The 15,568-nt window shown below is 76.3% G+C and carries 16 protein-coding genes and 2 pseudogenes; 10 read left to right on the top strand and 8 right to left on the bottom strand.

Annotation, left to right across the window (positions count from 1 at the left end; translation table 11 throughout):
- Nucleotides 1-30 precede the first annotated feature (30 nt).
- A complete protein-coding gene (locus REH70_RS00285) occupies nt 31-984 on the bottom strand; it encodes a PQQ-binding-like beta-propeller repeat protein (protein ID WP_310750409.1) in 954 nt (317 codons plus the stop codon).
- Nucleotides 921-1,547, bottom strand: a complete 627-nt coding sequence (locus tag REH70_RS00280) for a hypothetical protein (RefSeq protein ID WP_310750406.1) — start codon at nt 1,545-1,547, stop codon at nt 921-923. Before REH70_RS00280 ends, REH70_RS00285 begins: the two co-directional genes overlap by 64 nt.
- A gap of 139 nt (nt 1,548-1,686) precedes the next feature.
- On the opposite strand from REH70_RS00280, the gene murJ reads away from it, so the two are divergent.
- Nucleotides 1,687-3,225, top strand: a complete 1,539-nt coding sequence (gene murJ / locus REH70_RS00275) for a murein biosynthesis integral membrane protein MurJ (RefSeq protein WP_310750403.1) — start codon at nt 1,687-1,689, stop codon at nt 3,223-3,225.
- A gap of 4 nt (nt 3,226-3,229) precedes the next feature.
- Here murJ and REH70_RS00270 read toward each other — a convergent pair whose 3' ends face one another.
- The 3 genes from REH70_RS00270 to REH70_RS00260 all read right to left on the bottom strand — a co-directional run bounded on the left by REH70_RS00270 (nt 3,230) and on the right by REH70_RS00260 (nt 5,069).
- Nucleotides 3,230-3,514, bottom strand: a complete 285-nt coding sequence (locus REH70_RS00270; protein WP_310750400.1) for a hypothetical protein — start codon at nt 3,512-3,514, stop codon at nt 3,230-3,232.
- Between the two features lie 152 nt (nt 3,515-3,666).
- Nucleotides 3,667-4,383, bottom strand: a complete 717-nt coding sequence (locus REH70_RS00265) for a hypothetical protein (protein ID WP_310750397.1) — start codon at nt 4,381-4,383, stop codon at nt 3,667-3,669.
- Between the two features lie 122 nt (nt 4,384-4,505).
- Nucleotides 4,506-5,069 carry a GNAT family N-acetyltransferase gene (locus REH70_RS00260; protein ID WP_310750394.1) on the bottom strand — a complete coding sequence of 188 codons (564 nt, stop codon included), beginning with the start codon at nt 5,067-5,069 and terminating at the stop codon, nt 4,506-4,508.
- A gap of 67 nt (nt 5,070-5,136) precedes the next feature.
- On the opposite strand from REH70_RS00260, the gene REH70_RS00255 reads away from it, so the two are divergent.
- The 5 genes from REH70_RS00255 (at nt 5,137) to REH70_RS00235 (ending at nt 8,198) form a co-directional block, all read left to right on the top strand.
- The gene (locus REH70_RS00255; protein ID WP_310750391.1) at nt 5,137-5,595 is read left to right on the top strand and encodes a CrcB family protein; all 459 of its coding nucleotides are present in this window, start codon (nt 5,137-5,139) and stop codon (nt 5,593-5,595) included.
- On the top strand, nt 5,592-5,972 hold the full coding sequence (locus REH70_RS00250) for a CrcB family protein (RefSeq protein ID WP_310750388.1): 381 nt from the start codon (nt 5,592-5,594) through the stop codon (nt 5,970-5,972). The genes REH70_RS00255 and REH70_RS00250 overlap by 4 nt, the downstream gene beginning before the upstream one ends.
- Before the next feature lie 114 nt (nt 5,973-6,086).
- Complete coding sequence (locus tag REH70_RS00245; RefSeq protein WP_310750385.1) at nt 6,087-7,202, top strand: AI-2E family transporter; 1,116 nt, start codon at nt 6,087-6,089, stop codon at nt 7,200-7,202.
- A 10-nt stretch (nt 7,203-7,212) separates the two neighbouring features.
- Complete coding sequence (locus tag REH70_RS00240) at nt 7,213-7,509, top strand: type II toxin-antitoxin system VapB family antitoxin (RefSeq protein ID WP_310750382.1); 297 nt, start codon at nt 7,213-7,215, stop codon at nt 7,507-7,509.
- Nucleotides 7,510-7,811: 302 nt separating this feature from the next.
- On the top strand, nt 7,812-8,198 hold the full coding sequence (locus tag REH70_RS00235; RefSeq protein ID WP_310750380.1) for a LytR C-terminal domain-containing protein: 387 nt from the start codon (nt 7,812-7,814) through the stop codon (nt 8,196-8,198).
- A gap of 93 nt (nt 8,199-8,291) precedes the next feature.
- Here REH70_RS00235 and REH70_RS00230 read toward each other — a convergent pair.
- Nucleotides 8,292-9,599 (bottom strand): annotated as a pseudogene (locus REH70_RS00230) (uracil-xanthine permease family protein).
- A 194-nt stretch (nt 9,600-9,793) separates the two neighbouring features.
- On the opposite strand from REH70_RS00230, the gene REH70_RS00225 reads away from it, so the two are divergent.
- Nucleotides 9,794-10,957 (top strand): hypothetical protein, encoded by a 1,164-nt coding sequence (locus REH70_RS00225; RefSeq protein WP_310750377.1) that lies wholly within the window; start codon nt 9,794-9,796, stop codon nt 10,955-10,957.
- On the opposite strand, the gene REH70_RS00220 is transcribed toward REH70_RS00225, so the two are convergent.
- A complete protein-coding gene (locus REH70_RS00220; protein WP_310750374.1) occupies nt 10,938-11,885 on the bottom strand; it encodes an LLM class F420-dependent oxidoreductase in 948 nt (315 codons plus the stop codon). The genes REH70_RS00225 and REH70_RS00220 overlap by 20 nt on opposite strands.
- A 160-nt stretch (nt 11,886-12,045) precedes the next feature.
- Here REH70_RS00220 and REH70_RS00215 point away from each other — a divergent pair, with 160 nt between their 5' ends.
- Nucleotides 12,046-12,861, top strand: a complete 816-nt coding sequence (locus REH70_RS00215) for a hypothetical protein (RefSeq protein WP_310750372.1) — start codon at nt 12,046-12,048, stop codon at nt 12,859-12,861.
- A gap of 15 nt (nt 12,862-12,876) precedes the next feature.
- On the opposite strand, the pseudogene REH70_RS00210 reads toward REH70_RS00215, so the two are convergent.
- Nucleotides 12,877-13,802: pseudogene (locus tag REH70_RS00210) on the bottom strand (Fpg/Nei family DNA glycosylase).
- A gap of 74 nt (nt 13,803-13,876) precedes the next feature.
- Between REH70_RS00210 and REH70_RS00205 the strand changes: the two are divergent.
- Together REH70_RS00205 and gdhA are read left to right on the top strand one after the other, a co-directional pair.
- Nucleotides 13,877-14,032 (top strand): hypothetical protein, encoded by a 156-nt coding sequence (locus tag REH70_RS00205; protein WP_310750369.1) that lies wholly within the window; start codon nt 13,877-13,879, stop codon nt 14,030-14,032.
- A gap of 128 nt (nt 14,033-14,160) precedes the next feature.
- Nucleotides 14,161-15,498, top strand: a complete 1,338-nt coding sequence (gdhA, locus tag REH70_RS00200) for an NADP-specific glutamate dehydrogenase (RefSeq protein WP_310750366.1) — start codon at nt 14,161-14,163, stop codon at nt 15,496-15,498.
- The last annotated feature ends 70 nt before the right edge of the window (nt 15,499-15,568 follow it).

Here is a 15,568-nt window from a genome sequence, read left to right as displayed (position 1 = left end):
GGCCCCGGTCCGCCGGGGGCGCCCCGGCTGTCAGGGACGCAGCGCGGCGAGGTCGCCGGCACCCACCATGAGCACGGTGCCGTCCGGCAGGGGCACCAGCGCGCCGTCGCTCAGCGGAGGCTCGGTCGCCCACACCCGCTCGCCGGTCCGCACGTCCCGGGCGACCAGCTCGCGCTCGAATCCTTGCCCGTCCAGGACGAGCACGCGCCGTCCGTCGGTGGCGACCTCCCAGCCGGAGAAGCTGGGCGACGAGGACGGCGCGGAGCTCCACCGCGTCTGCCCGGTGCGTGCGTCGAGCGCCGTGACCCGCGACCCGTCGGACACCAGCACGACCCCGGCGAGCACCGCCACCCCGGCACCCTCCGCCTCCGACGTCCAGCGCCACTCGCCGGAGTCGAGGTCCACCATCCCCAGCCCCCACGGCCCGGTGCTCTCGACGTCGATCGCGACGACCGCGCCGGGCACGGAGCCGTCGTCGACGGCGAGGGGCGGCACGATCCCGGGCACCGTGGCCGGCTCGCCGCCGTCGGCCGGGTGGACCGTGGTCCGCACGTCACCGGACGGCGTCGGGCCGTACACCAGGACGCGGCCGTCGGCGAGCTCGACCCGTTGCACGTTCTCGGCGTCGCCGCCCCCCGCGAGGCTCTCGCCGCCGCCCTGGGCGGTCTCGACGCCGGTCCCGACGTCGAGCGTCACCGACCAGTCCCCGACCTCCAGCCCCACGGTCCGGCCGTCCAGCCAGGTCCCCCACCCGGTGGACGCGTCGACGGCGATCGCCTCGGCGCCGTGGTACGCCCACTGCTGCTCACCGGTCGTCAGCGACCACCGCCCCGCCGCCGCCCGCCCGTCGGCGTCCAGCCCGATGGTCACCAGGTCGCCGTCGACGACGTGCCACGCGTCGCCCGCCGCCAGCGCGATCGTCAGGTCGACGTCGCCGGTCGCGGGGTCGAGGACCCGCGCGGTGCCCTCCCCGCCGCCGAGCATGCCGCGCCCCCGCCCACGACGCACAGCAGCACGTCACCGGGGCCCGCCTGCCTCACCGAGCTCGACCCGCCGGCGAGCGAGGCCCGCGCGTCCCCCTCGAGCGCCTCCAGCCGGCAGTCCCCCGGCGCCGTGTACCGGGGCGAGCCGTCCCGCAGGTCGGTCCCCACCACGCCGCCGAACCCGGAGTCCCAGTGCACGACGAGGTCGTCGAGGACCGCGACGACCTCGCCGCCGGGCGTGCGCCACGCCTCGTGCAGCGGGGCCGCGAGGGACGCGGTCAGCCCGGGCACCTCGGCGAGCCGGGCGTCACGCGCGCGCTCCGCACCCACCTGCGCGACGGCGACCCCCGCAGCGCACAGCGCCACGGCTCCCACGGCGGTGAGCACGACCTCGCGCGGGATGCGCGCCCGGGTCGGTCGGGGCGACCCGGCCGAGCGGCTTCCCGAGCCGCGGCCACCGTCCCCCGCGACGACGTCGGAGGGAGCGGCGTCATCGGCGGCGGCGAGATCGGCGTCGTCCTCGACGAGCTCGACCTCGATGAGGCGGTCCGGGCGACGCTGCACGGTGCGAGGCTAACGCGGCCACGGCCGCGGTCAGGCGCGCGCCCGGGCCGCGGTGGGGTCCGCGCCCGGGCCGCGGCGGGGGCGGCGCTGCTAGGTTGACCGGCCGTGCGCGAGGCGAAGGACGTGGGTGTGAGCGGTCGTGGCTAGGCCGCGTGGACGGTGGAGCATCGCGCGCGCCGCGGTGCTGGTCACCGGCTTGACGGCGTTATCGACGCTGCTCGGGTTCGCCCGCGACGTCGTCCTCGGAGCCGTGTTCGGTGCCGGTGCGGGGCTCGACGCCTACCTCGTCGCGCAGGGCCTGATGAGCATCGTCCTGGCGCTGATCGCCGGTGCGATGGCGCGATCGGTGACCCCGGTGACCGCGCGCGAGGCGGCCGCCGAGACCGACGGCTGCACCGGCCACCGCGGGTTCGACGTCGCCCTGACGCTCACGCTGGCGGTGCTGGGCGTCGGCGGTGTGCTCATGGGGATCTTCGTCGGGCCGGTGACCGCGGTGCTCGCGCCCGGCTTCGACGACGCCCAGGCCGCCACCGTGCAGAGCCTGACCCGCATCGTGCTGGTCGCGACCGTGCTCGTCGCCGGGACGAACCTGCTGGCGGCGCTGGCGCAGGCGCACGGCCGGTTCGCGTGGTCGTCGCTCGAGGGCGTGCCGTTCAACCTCGTCATGGTCGCCGCGGCCGGGCTCTTCGGCCCCCGGTACGGCGTGACCGCGCTCGCCGTGGGCTTCGTGGTGGGCTCGGGCGCACGGCTGCTGCTCCAGGTGATCCCGCTGCGCGCGCTCGGCACGCCGGTCCGGGCCCGGTGGGACACGCGCGACGCGGCGTTCCGGGAGATCGCCCGGCTCGCCCCGCCGATGATGGTGGGCAGCGCGCTGGCCAACGTGAACACCCTGGTCGACCGCGCGTTCGCCTCGACCCTCACCGACGGCAGCATCACCGCGCTCTCCTACGGGTGGCGGCTGGTGAACCTCCCGGAGGCGCTGCTCATCGCGTCCCTCCTCGTCCCGCTCTACCCGGCGCTCGGTGCCGCGGCGGGTGATCCCGCGGAGGTGCGCCGGCTGGTCGGCCGCGGCCTGTCGGTGACCGTGACGCTGCTGGTGCCCCTGTGCGTCGTGCTCGCGCTCGTCGCCGTGCCCGCGGTCGACGTCGCGTTCGGGCACGGCGCCTTCGACGCCGACGACGTCGCGGCTACCGCGACCGCCGTCGTGTGGTTCACCCCGGGCCTGCTCGCGCTCGGGTGCCGCCAGGTCGTCGTCCGGGCGTCGTACGCGGTGGGCGACTCCCGCTCCCCGGTGACGGTCGCGGTGGGCGGGATGGTGCTCAACGTGGTCGGGAACGTCGTCCTCACCCCGGTCATGGGGCTGAGCGGGATCGCGCTCGCGACCAGCGTGTCGCTCGTCGCCGCCGCGGTGGCCAACGGGTGGCTGCTGCGTCGTCGGCACCGCGGGCTGGACGGTCGCCCCGTCATCGCGCTGCTGCTGCGCGCGGTCGTGCTCGCCGCCGCGGGGACGGCAGCCGGGCTCGCCGTCCGGGCGGTCGCCGTCGAGCTGCCGGCACTCGCCCAGGTCGTCGTGGTGGCGGCGGTCGTGGCCGCCGTGCACGCCCTCGGGCTGGTGCTGCTGCGCGCCCCGGAGCGCCGGCTGCCGGGCGAGATGCTGCGCGCCGCGCGCCGCCGCTGACGCGTCAGCCCCGCGCGCGGGCGGGCCCCGCGCCCGGGACGCGCACGGCGTCGGTCGTGCCGGCCGCGCCCGGGCGCAGCCGGGCGGCGGCGAGGTACCGAGCGGGGCCGGGGTCGCGCGGGTCCCACACGCTGTGCCGGGCGCCACGGGCCCACCGCAGCGTCTCGCGCACGTCGGCGGCCAGACCACCGCGCCGCTCGACCCCGGCCCGCCGCAGGTCCCCGGCGATCCAGGAGTAGCGCACGCCCACCCGGCTGTCGCCGAGCTCGGGGACGGGCTCGCCCACCACGAGCCGTCCCCACGCGTCCACGAGCCCCGGGCACGCCGCTTCCGCGAGCGCCAGCGACCCGTAGAACCGGCCGTTGAGGTCGGTGAGGTGCGGGGCGCCGTCGTCGGGGGTGAGGAACTGCAGCTCGACGAGACCCGACCACCCGAGCCGGGTCAGCAGCGCCTCGGACCGCGCGACGAGGTCGGCGTCGACCGGGACCGTCTCGGCGCGCGCCGACGCACCGTAGGGGGTCGGCCAGAGCCGGGGCTGGCCTGCTGCACGCGGCCGTGCAGCCGTCCGTCGTGGAACACCCCGACGAGGGCACCGAGGTCGCCGCGGACGGGCACCTGCAGCACGGGTTCGGCGCCCGCGCGCCGGATCCGCTCGACCTGGGGACGGGCGGCGGCGGCGGCGGGGAACAGGCGGGCGTCGATGCGGTGCGGGTGGGTCTGCCCGGGTGACCAGTGCGCTCGGCACTTGACGACGGCGGGGCCGTCCCACGCGGCGAGGACCTCGTCGGTCGCGGCCCGCGTGTGCGGCGCAGCCAGACCGACCTCGTCCGCCAGCCCGGCCAGCGTGACCTTGTCCAGCGCGGCCTGCGCGACGTCGGCGGGTGGGTGCGCGACCCGGGTGCCGAGCGCGTCGCGGTAGGTCGCGAGCGCGGCCATCCAGTCGTCGCCGCCCCCGAAGACGACGTCGTAGCCGCCCGCGGTCACCGCGGCGCGGACCCCGGCGATGAACTCGGCGCTGTCCCCGCGGGGGCGCGCCACGACGTGCCGGGCGTCGCAGGCACGCGAGGCCCCGGGCATCCCGCCGCCGTCCGGCGTCCCGATCCCGACGAACCACCCGGCCGCGTGCAGCGCGCGCGCCGGCGAGAGCGCCCCGGTCACGGCCGGTGCTGACGATGAGGGCACGCCGTCGCTCGACCACGCCGCGGACGCTAGCAGCCGGTGCGGCCGCCCCCGGCCGCCGCGCGGTCGCCGGTCGGTCGGACCGCCGGCACGGCGGGACGTCACACCGCCGGCGCGGCGGCGGGCTCGACCGGCTTGGTCATCCCGAGGAGCGTCAGGTCCGGGCGGCGAGGCACCCCGAAGCGGTCGTCGCCGTACGGGAAGCGGTGCCGCTCGCCGGTCGGCGTGAAGCCGCAGCGCTCGTACCAGGCGAGCAGCTCGGGCCGGTGATCGAGCACGGTGATCTCGAGCGTCGTGGCGCCCCAGCGCTCCCGGGCGAAGGCCTCGGCGGCGCGGAGCATGCCACGGCCCACGCCGCGTCCCTGCCGGCCGGGCCGGACCGCGAACATGCCGAGGTACGCCGCGCCGTCGCGCTGCTCGAGGTGGCAGCACGCGTACGGCACGCCGTCGACGCCGACGGCGACCAGGACGACGTGGCCCTCGAGCCCGACGACGTGCCGGACCATCGCCGCGTCGGCGCGCTGCCCGCCCACCAGGTCGGCCTCGGTCGTCCAGCCGCGGCGGCTCTCCTCGCTGCGGTAGGCCGAGTGCACGAGGTCCGCGACCGCCTCCGCGTCGTCGACGGTGGCCGGGCGCACGGGCAGGGGCGGGTGGGACGACGGCATGGCTCCATGATGCCCGGCGGGGACGTCGGTGGCAGTGCGGCGCCCGGTGCGGCTCTACCGTCGCTCCGTGAGCACCGACCCAGCCATCCGGCCCGAGCGACCGCTGCACACCCGGCCACGCGCGATCGCGCTGGTCGCCGTCGGCGGGGCGCTCGGGACCGCGGTGCGCGTGGGCGTCGCCGCGCCTGCCGGCGGCTGGGACGGCGCGCCGTGGGCGACGTGGGCCGTGAACGTCAGCGGCGCGTTCGTGCTCGGGGTGCTGCTCGAGCGCCTCGTGCGGTCCGGTCCGGACGACGGACGCCGCCGGGACGTCCGGCTCCTCGCCGGCACGGGCTTCCTCGGCGGGTACACGACCTACAGCACCCTCGCGCTGGACACCGTGACGCTCGTGGGCACGAACGCGGGCGTCGGCGCGGGGACGGCCGCGCTCGGCACCGCGCTGCTGTACGCCGGGTCGAGCCTCGTCCTGGGCGTCGTCGCGGCGGCCGCCGGGCTCGCGGTCGGGCGCCGGACGGCGCGCGCGTGACCGGGGTCCTCGTCGCGGTGGCCGTCGCCCTCGCCGGCGGGCTCGGTGCGGCCACCCGCTTCGTGGTCGACGGCGCCCTGCGCGCCCGGCTGTCCGTCGCGACGACGCTCGCGGTCAACGTCACCGGCTCGCTGGCGCTCGGGCTGCTGGCCGGCCTCACGCTCCGGCACGGGCTCGCCGGACCGTGGGCGGCCGTCCTGGGCACCGGCTTCCTCGGCGGCTACACGACGTTCAGCACGGCGAGCACCGAGACGGTCCGACTGCTCCAGGCCGGCCGGTACGCCGCCGCCGTGCTGACGTCGGTGGGCACGCTGGTGCTCAGCGTCGCCGCGTGCGCGGCCGGTCTCGCGCTGGCGGGCCTGCCCGGTCCGCCCTGACGCGGCCCGCGCCGCCGTGCGCGCATTCCCGCGCCCACCCGCCTGCCCGTCCGCTGCACGGTTCGGCGCGCGGCTCACCGCGCCGGTCCAGGGTGCGCTCCCTACGCTGACCGCATGGCCAACCCCACCCCCACGCCCGTCAGCCCGGCCACCGGGCGGCCGATCTGGCAGGACTTCCTCGGCCGCACCGCGATCCGCAGCGCCCAGCTCCTGCTGGTGCTGGTCCTGACCTCGGTCGTCGTGTACGCGCTGACGCAGCTCAAGCTCATCGTCATCCCGGTGCTGATCGCCGCGATCATCGCCGCTGCGGTCGCGCCGCTCGTGCGGTGGCTGCGCCGCCGTGGCGTGCCCAACGGCCTGGCGACGTGGATCGCCCTGCTGCTCGGTGGTGGGACGCTCGGGGTCGTGGTCTGGCTCGTCGTCCGCGGGATCCGCAACGGCTGGGACGAGCTCGCCGCCTCGGCCAGCGAGGGGCTCGACGAGCTCCAGGCCTACCTCACCGACGGCCCGCTGGAGATCACCGAGGACCAGATCGACCAGGCCCGGGACGCGGCCACCGACCTGCTCGCGAGCGACCAGGTGACCAGCGGCGCGATCGCCGGCGCGACCGCCGTCGCCGAGGTGCTCGCCGGGATGTTCCTCGGCGCCGTCGTGCTGTTCTTCCTCATCAAGGACGGCCGCCGCATCTGGGAGTTCTTCCTCCAGCCCCTCGACGCGCCCCGCACGCGCCGCGCGCACCGCATCGGCGACCGGTCGGTCGACGTCCTGGGCGGCTACGTCCGCGGGACCGCGATCGTCGCGACCGTCGACGCCGTGGTGATCGGCATCGCCCTGGTCATCCTCGGGGTGCCGCTGGCGCTGCCGCTCGCCACCGTGGTGTTCCTCGGCGCGTTCATCCCGCTCGTCGGTGCGACGGTGGCGGGCATCCTCGCCGGCCTCGTCGCGCTGGTGTCGAACGGCCCGACGACCGCCCTCATCGTGCTCGGCGTCGTCGTCCTGGTGAACCAGCTCGAGGGCGACCTGCTCCAGCCCGTCGTCATGGGCAAGGCGCTGTCGCTGCACCCGCTCGCCATCCTCATCGCGCTGACCGCGGGCACGATCCTCTCCGGCATCCTTGGCGCGCTGCTCGCCGTGCCGATCGCGGCCGTCGCCTGGACGGTGGTCAAGGAGTGGAACGCACCGGACGACGAGGGCGCGTCACCGGATCGAGTCACAGCAGTCGCGACCTAGACTGACGCCCGTGATCTTCAAGGCCGTGGGCGACGGGCGCCCCTACCCCGACCACGGCCTCGTCACGCCCAAGCAGTGGGCGCAGGTGCCGCCGCGCCAGGTGCGCCTCGACGAGCTCGTGACGACCAAGCGCACGCTCAGCCTCGACAACCTGCTCTCCGACGACTCGACGTTCTACGGCGACCTGTTCGCCCACGTCGTGTCCTACCGGGGCGTGCTGTACCTCGAGGACGGCCTGCACCGGGCCGTGCGTGCGGCGCTCCAGCAGCGGCCGGTGCTGCACGCGCGCGTCCTCGTCATCGAGTGACACCCCCATCGGGTGATGCCCGCGCCCCTCACCCGCTGACCTCCGGCGGACTGCGCCGCGCGGCACCGGGCATCGGCTAGGTTCGCCTGCGTGAGTGCGCCGACGGACCCCGACCGTGAGCGGACGCTGCGCCGTCGCCACAAGCGTGAACGCCAGGCCGTGGTGTTCGGCCTGCTCATCGCCACGCTCGCGGTCGGTGCCCTGGGCGCCGTCGCCATCTTCACCGGCGGCATCGAGGCGCCGTTCAGCCGCCCCTTCACCACTCGCGCCCCCACGGCCATGCCGACGGTGGAGGCACCACCGTGCCCCCGGAGGGCACGCTCCCGGTGGCCTACGGCGAGGTGCAGGTCCGGGTGCTCAACGCGACCGACCGCCGGGGCCTGGCCGGTCAGACCGCGGACGCGCTCACCGCACGCGGCTTCGCCGTCGCCGCGGTCGGGAACGCGACGTCGTCCGTCGTCGGCCCCGCGCGGATCAGCTTCGGCGCCCCCGGGGTGGGCGCCGCGTACACCCTCGCCGCGCACCTCGAAGGCGCTCGCCTCACCCTCGACGAGCGCACCGACGCCACCGTGGACCTCGCCCTGGGCAGCGAGTTCGTGGGTCTGCTCGACCCGGGCCTCATCCCGCTCGACCCGAACGCCCCCTCGCGGGCCGCGAGGGCTGCCTGCCTCTCGACCAGGCCGAGGTGAGCGCGGAGCCCGCCGAGACAGCCCCCGAGCCCGAGCAGCCTGCCGGCTGAGTGCGCCTCGGCAGCCCTGGCTCGGTGCCGCGGCTCGCCGCCCTCAGTGCCGCAGCTCGGCGCCGCCCGGGACCGATGCCGGGCTCGCCGGCTCCTGGTCCGTGCCGCGCCACCGGGCCAGCGTGCGCATGAGGTGGTAGATCCCGATCGCGGCGGCCGTCCCGAGCGCGATGCCCTCGAACGCGACCTCGCCCGGTGACCACGTGAAGTTCGCGATTCCCACGACGAGCGCGACCGCCGCCGTCGTGAGGTTGACCGGGTCGGAGAAGTCGACCCGGTTCTGCACCCAGATCCGGGCACCGAGGATGCCGATCATCCCGTAGAGCATCGTGGTCGCGCCGCCCAGCACGCCCGCCGGGATGGTCGCGATGACGGCGCCGAACTTCGGGGACATGCTCAGCAGGAGCGCACCGCCGGCCGCGACCCAGTAGGCGGCGGTCGAGTAGACGCGGGTCGCGGCCATGACGCCGATGTTCTCGGCGTAGGTGGTCGTCCCGGAGCCGCCGCCCAGACCGGCGAAGGTGGTCGCGAGGCCGTCCGCCAGGAGCGCGCGCCCGGTCAGCGGGTCGAGGTTGCGCCCGGTCATCGCGGCGACCGACTTCACGTGCCCGACGTTCTCCGCGACCAGCACGAAGACGACCGGTGCGAACAGCCCGAGGACGGACAGGTCGAACTCCGGGGTGGTGAACTGCGGGAGCCCGACCCAGGCGGCGTCACCGACGGTGGTGAACTCGACCTCGTCGCGCAGGACCGCGATCCCGTACCCGATGAGCACGCCCACGAGGATCGCGAGCCGGCCGAGGATGCCGCGGAAGAGGACGGTGACGAGGATGATCGCGAGGAGCGTGAGCACCGCCGTGACAGGCGCCGCCTCGAAGTTCGTCCGCGCCGTGGGCGCGAGGTTGAGCCCGATGAGCGCCACGATCGTGCCGGTCACGACCGGCGGCATGACCAGGTCGATCCACCGCGAGCCGACCGCGTGCACCACCAGCCCGACCGCCGCGAGCAGCACACCGGCGAGCAGGACCCCGCCGAGCGCGACCGCGTCGCCCCCGAGCTCTGCGCCGCCGCGATCGGGGCGAGGAACGCGAACGACGACCCGAGGTAGCTCGGCAGCCGGTTCCCGGTGAGCACGAGGAACAGCACCGTGCCGACCGCGGAGAAGAACAGCGTCGTCGCCGGGGAAGCCGGTGATGATCGGGACCAGGAAGGTCGCGCCGAACATCGCCACCACGTGCTGCAGCCCGATGCCGATGGTCCGGGGCCACGACAGCCGTTCCTCGGGCCGGACGACCTCGCCGACGCCGATCGTCCGGCCGTCCCCGTGCAGCCGCCATCCGATGCCGCTCATCGCGGGCCTCCCTCGTCCTGTGGCCCGCGACGCGCGGGTGCGCCTCGTGCGGACCGGCCCGCCGCCGGACCGGGGGGCAGGCTAGCGACCGGCCCGCCCGGCGTGCGTCGCTGTGCCATGCTCGGCGCCGTGAGCCGGGCGCTGGGGGCAGGCTCCTCGCGAGCCGTGCCGCGCTGTGGACGGCCTTCGCCGCGGTGCACGGCTGGCTCGCCTGGCTCGGCGTGGTGGCGATCCCGGGCCGCGCCTTCTGGGACGTCGACCTCTACCGGTGGTGGGCGACGCTCGCCCTCGACGGCGGCCGCTGGCCCGTCCTCGACGACCCGTGGGTCTACCCGGCCGGCGCGCTGGTCCCCGTGCTCGCCCCCGCCCTGACCGGCGCCCGCTCGACGGTCGACTACGCGGCCGGCTGGAGCGTCGGGATCACCGTCCTCGACGCGCTCGCCGTGGCCGTCCTGCTGCGGGCGGGCCGACGACGCCGCGTACCGGCCGGTGCCTGGTGGTGGGTCACGTTCCAGCTCGCGCTCGGACCGGTCGCGATGGGGCGGCTCGACGCCGTCGTCGCCCCGCTGTGCGTGGTCGCGCTGGCCGTGGGGCTGCGCCGGCCACGGGTGGCCGCCGCCCTGCTGACCGCCGGGGCGTGGGTCAAGGTGGCCCCCGGCGCCCTGCTGCTGCCGCTCGTCGTCGCCGTCCGGCGGCCGGGGCGCACCGTCGTGCTCCCGGCCGCCGCGGTCAGCGCCGTCGTCGTCGGCGCGGTGGCGCTCGGTGGCGGGCTGTCCCGGATCGCCGGCTTCGTCACCACCCAGGGCGGGCGCGGCCTGCAGGTGGAGTCGGTGGCCGCGACGCCGTGGGTGATCACGGCACTGGTCGACGACCGCGTGCGCATCGTCTTCGACACCGTGCTGTCGACCTGGGAGGTGACCGGGCCCGGGACGGCGGCCACCGCCCGCGCGCTCGCCCTCGCGCTGCCGGTCGCGCTCGCCGGGCTCGCGGCCCTCCTGGTGCGGAGCGCCGCGAGCCCGGTCGACGTGCTGCTCCGGGGCGCCCTCGCCGCGTCGGCGACCCTGCTCGTCGTGAACGCGGTCGGGTCGCCGCAGCTCGTCGGCTGGCTCGCCGCGCCGGTCGCGGTGGCCCTCACGGTGGCACCGGACCGGCGGGCGTGGGCACCGGCCGCCGCCGGGGTCCTCACCCTCGCGGCGCTGACCCAGGTGGTGTTCCCGTGGGGCGCCGACGGTGTCGTCGGCGGGGACCCGTGGGTCACCGCCGCCCTGGTGGCGCGCAACCTGGGGCTGGTCGCCCTCCTGGTCGGCGCGCTGCGCGCGGTCGGCGGGCCGCGCCGGGTCAGCCGACCTGCGGCATGACCTCCGCGGCGACGAGCTCGAGGTGGTCGAGGTCCGCCAGGTCCATCACCTGCAGGTAGACCCGGTCCGCGCCTGCCTCGCGCAGCGCGCCGAGCGTGTCGACCGCCTCCGCGACGGTCCCCGCGACCCCGTGCTCGCGCAGCTCGGCCGGCTCGCGGCCGATGGCCGCCGCACGGCGGCCGACCTCGGCCTCGTCCGCCCCGACGCACAGCACGAGGGCGACGGAGTACGTGAGGCTGCCGGGGTCCCGACCGGCGTCCTCGCACGCGGACCGCACGGCGGCGAAGCGCGCCGGGATGTCCTCGTTCTGCGGGAAGGCCGCGTTGTACTCCGACGCGAACCGCGCCGCGAGCGCCGGCGTCTTGCGCGGCCCGTTGCCACCGACGATCACCGGAACGCCCGCCCGCGACGGGTCCAGCGGCGAGCGCTGCACGGGCTTGGGCAGCGCCGGGGAGTCTGTGAGCGTGTAGTGCTCGCCGGCGTGGTCGAACGTCTCCCCCACCGGCGTGCCCCACAGGCCGGTGACGACCTCGAGCTGCTCCGTCAGCAGACCGAAGCGCCGGGACGGGAACGGGATGCCGTACGCGGCGTGCTCCTCGGCGAACCACCCGGCGCCCAGCCCGAGCTCGACGCGCCCGCCGGACATCTGGTCCACCTGCGCCACCTGGATCGCCAGCACGCCGGGGTGGCGGAAGGTCGCCGAGGTGACGAGCGTGCCCAGCCGGATCCGCGAGGTCTCGCGCGCGAGACCGGCGAGCGTCGTCCAGGCGTCGGTCGGGCCCGGCAGCGGGTCGCCGTCGCCCATCCGGAGGTAGTGGTCGGAGCGGAAGAAGGCGTCGAAGCCGAGGCGCTCGGTCGCCTGGGCGACCGCGAGGAGGTCGTCGTACGTCGCGCCCTGCTGGGGTTCGGTGAAGATGCGCAGATCCATGCCGCCCAGCCTGGCACGCACCGCGGGGCGGGGCCGGACGGTGCTGGACGGGGCCGGACGGTGCCGGACGGCGGGCTCGCCGCGCACGGTGTCGTGGTCGCCGGGCACGGCGGCAGAGCCCGTGTGCACGCCGGGGCGCCGGACCGGGCAGGATCGGGGCATGACAGCGCACCGCCCCGGCTCGGCGATCACCGCGATGTGGGCGTGGGACAACCCGGTCGACCCGGCCCACGACCCGCGCGGCCGCGGGTACGCACCGGCTGCCGCCGACCGCCTCGCCGCGTTCGCCCGGGCGGGCGGGCTGCGCGAGGTGCACGTGCTGGCGCCGTCGGGCACGGCGGGCGGGCCGGTCGACGCCTGGCTGGCCGAGGTGGTCGCCGCGCTGCACGACGCGGGGCTCACGGTCAGCGCGGTCGCCGGCACGCGGGGCGCGACGCCGGGGTGGGTCGAGGCGACCCTGGCGGTCGCCCCGTGGGACCGCCTGCAGGTCGCGGTCGTGCCGTGGACGACGCCCGGGGAGGGCCGGACGCCCGCCGACGTCGGCCGGTCCGTCACGGACGCGCTGGGCGCGGTGACCGCGGCCGCGGCCGGGGTCCCGGTCGACGCGTGCGTGCCGTGGTGGCTCGCGACGGCCACGACCGACGACGGGCACCCGCTCCTCGAGCCGGTGCTGACCGGCGCCTCCCGGGTCGCGCTCGCCGCGCCCGGCGCGAGCGCGCACGGCCCCGGGGGCGTGCTCGAGCTCGCCGCACCCGCCGTCGAGCTGCTGGTCGCCGCGGGGCGCCCGTTCACGATCGGCGTGCAGACGGACGTCCCCGAGCTCGCCGGCGGGACCGAGCACACCTTCTTCGACGAGGGACCGGTCGCCCTCATCCGCGAGTGCGGGGCGGTGGCCGCCGCGCTGGCCGACGTCCCCGGGTTCGACGGCGTCGCGGTCAAGGCGCACCGCGCGTGGCGCCGGCTGCTGGGCGTGTAGCGCTCGAGCGACGGCCTACGGACCGGCCTGGCAGGTCGGGCACCAGTACAGGTTGCGCGTCGCCATCGTCTCCACCGCGACCGCCGTGCCGCACACGTGGCACGGTTGCCCGGTGCGCTTGTAGACCCAGTGCCGCTCGGACACGTCGGCCAGGGCGCGGGCGCGGGCGGCCGGGTCGTGCTCGTCGCGGGTGAGCATGGCGCCGGTCGCGATGCCGTCCGCGAGCAGCGCGGCCCAGTCCCGCCACAGCGCACGGGCGACGTCGACCGGGATGCGGCGCCCGGGGGTGTGCGGCTCGATCCGGGCCCGGAACAGCATCTCGGCGCGGTAGACGTTGCCGATCCCGGCGACCACGCCCTGGTCCATGAGCAGCTGCCCGACGGGCACGGCGCGGGCGGTGAGCCGGCGGACGAACTCGGCCTCCGCCTCCGGCCCGGGGTCGGACGCCGGGTCCGGGCCCAGCCGCGCGAGCACCGCCCCGACCGCCTCCGCGTCCAGGACCTCGCACGCGGTCGGGCCCCGCAGGTCGGCCAGGCTCGCCGCGGTCAGCAGCCGGACCCGCACCGCACCGACCGGCGCTGGCGGGAACGGTGCCTCGGGCGCCGCGACGGGGTACTCGCCCTCACCCATGCGCAGGGCCCGGTCCACGCGCGGGGCGCCGAGGCTTCCCGCACCACCCCGCCGTCGGCATCGATCGGTGAGATGCGGCCGTGGAAGTCCCAGGCGCCGTACAGGCCCAGGTGCACCCGCAGCCACCGCTCACCCTCGAACGCCACCAGCAGCTGCTTGCCGACCGCGCGCGCCTCGGTCATGACCGACCCGTCAAGCAGCGCCGCACCGGCGGCGAACCGGCCCTGCGGCGAGCTGGCGGCGATGCGCTCGCCGACGAAGTCCGCCCGGAGCTGGCGGGCGATCCGGTGAACGGTGTGTCCCTCTGGCACGGTCGACGACGCTACGCCAGGGCCCCGGATGCCGCCCGGGCGCCGCCGCGCACACCGGTGTAGCTCGCGTCCCGGTGCTGTCGCCCGGCGTCGCGGAGCTCGCGCCCGCCGGCTCCGCGGAGCTCGAGAACACGCTGCGCCGCTACACGTCGGAGGTGTACTTCGGGTCGATGAGCCCGCAGGACGCCGCGGCGGGGCTGACCCAGGAGGTCGAGGCGATGCTCGAGTAGACCCCGCCGGGTTACCGTACGGCGGCGTCCACACACCGGACTGCCACGACGAGCGGTCCCCCGGCGATGGTCGGCTGGCGACCGCCAGAACCACGCCGACCGGCGTCCGAACCCGCCAGGAGATCGCCATGGACAGCTCCCTCGAGCCCGTCTTCGACCAGGTGCTGCGCCGCAACCCCGGGGAGGCCGAGTTCCACCAGGCCGTCCGTGAGGTCTTCGACAGCCTGGGCCCCGTCCTCGTCAAGCACCCGCACTACGTCGACGCCGGCGTGCTCGAGCGGATCTGCGAGCCGGAGCGTCAGATCATCTTCCGGGTGCCGTGGGTCGACGACGCCGGGCGGGTCCAGATCAACCGCGGCTTCCGGGTCGAGTACAACTCGGCCCTCGGCCCGTACAAGGGCGGCCTGCGGTTCCACCCGTCGGTGTACCTGGGCATCGTGAAGTTCCTCGGCTTCGAGCAGATCTTCAAGAACGCGCTCACCGGCATGCCGATCGGTGGCGGCAAGGGCGGGTCCGACTTCGACCCCCGCGGCCGGTCCGACGGCGAGGTCATGCGCTTCTGCCAGTCCTTCATGACCGAGCTCTACCGGCACATCGGTGAGCACACCGACGTCCCGGCGGGTGACATCGGCGTCGGCGGGCGAGAGATCGGGTACCTCTTCGGCCAGTACAAGCGGATCACCAACCGGTACGAGTCCGGCGTCCTGACCGGCAAGGGCCTCACGTGGGGCGGGTCGCTGGTGCGGACCGAGGCCACCGGGTACGGCACCGTGCTGTTCGCGGAGCGCATGCTCGCGACCCGGGGCATGGCGATGGAGGGCCTGCGGGTGTCGGTCTCCGGCGGCGGCAACGTGGCGATCTACGCGATCGCGAAGGCGCAGGACCTCGGCGCCCGGGTCGTGACGTTCTCCGACTCCTCCGGCTACGTCGTCGACGACGCCGGGATCGACCTCGACCTGCTGCGCGAGATCAAGGAGGTGCGCCGCGGCCGGGCGGCGGACTACGTCGCGGCCCGCTCCTCGGCCCGACTCGTGACCGACGGCTCCGTGTGGGACGTCCCGGTGGACGTCGCCCTGCCGTGCGCGACCCAGAACGAGCTCACCGAGGCCGACGCGCGGGCGCTGCTGAAGAGCGACGTCGTCGCCGTCGCCGAGGGCGCCAACATGCCCACGACCCCCGAGGCGGCCGCGGCCCTGCAGGGCGCGGGCGTGCTGTTCGGCCCGGGCAAGGCCGCGAACGCCGGCGGCGTGGCGACGTCCGCGCTCGAGATGCAGCAGAACGCGTCGCGCGACTCCTGGACGTTCGAGCACACCGAGGACCGCCTCGCCGAGATCATGGCCGGCATCCACGACCGCTGCGCCGAGACGGCAGAGGAGTACGGGATGCCCGGCAACTACGTCGTCGGCGCGAACATCGCGGGCTTCCGCCGGGTCGCCGACGCGATGCTCGCCCTCGGGATCATCTGACCCCGCTCGCGTAGCGTGCTCGCATGCCGCACCGCGACCCACCCGCCCGCGGGCTGACGGCCAGGACGCG

It is taken from the genome of Cellulomonas sp. ATA003, from assembly GCF_031582905.1.
In the GTDB taxonomy this organism is placed as follows: domain Bacteria; phylum Actinomycetota; class Actinomycetes; order Actinomycetales; family Cellulomonadaceae; genus Pengzhenrongella.
This window is presented reverse-complemented; position numbering and strand designations above follow the sequence as displayed.

What these genes read in the sequence shown, in the direction of transcription:
- REH70_RS00285 (WP_310750409.1), bottom strand. Translation starts at nt 984, where the DNA reads ATGCTCGGCGGCGGGGAGGGCACCGCGCGGGTCCTCGACCCCGCGACC.
- REH70_RS00260 (WP_310750394.1), bottom strand. Translation starts at nt 5,069, where the DNA reads ATGCCGTCGTCCCACCCGCCCCTGCCCGTGCGCCCGGCCACCGTCGAC.
- REH70_RS00245 (WP_310750385.1), top strand. Translation starts at nt 6,087, where the DNA reads ATGGCCAACCCCACCCCCACGCCCGTCAGCCCGGCCACCGGGCGGCCG.
- REH70_RS00220 (WP_310750374.1), bottom strand. Translation starts at nt 11,885, where the DNA reads ATGGATCTGCGCATCTTCACCGAACCCCAGCAGGGCGCGACGTACGAC.
- REH70_RS00215 (WP_310750372.1), top strand. Translation starts at nt 12,046, where the DNA reads ATGACAGCGCACCGCCCCGGCTCGGCGATCACCGCGATGTGGGCGTGG.
- gdhA (WP_310750366.1), top strand. Translation starts at nt 14,161, where the DNA reads ATGGACAGCTCCCTCGAGCCCGTCTTCGACCAGGTGCTGCGCCGCAAC.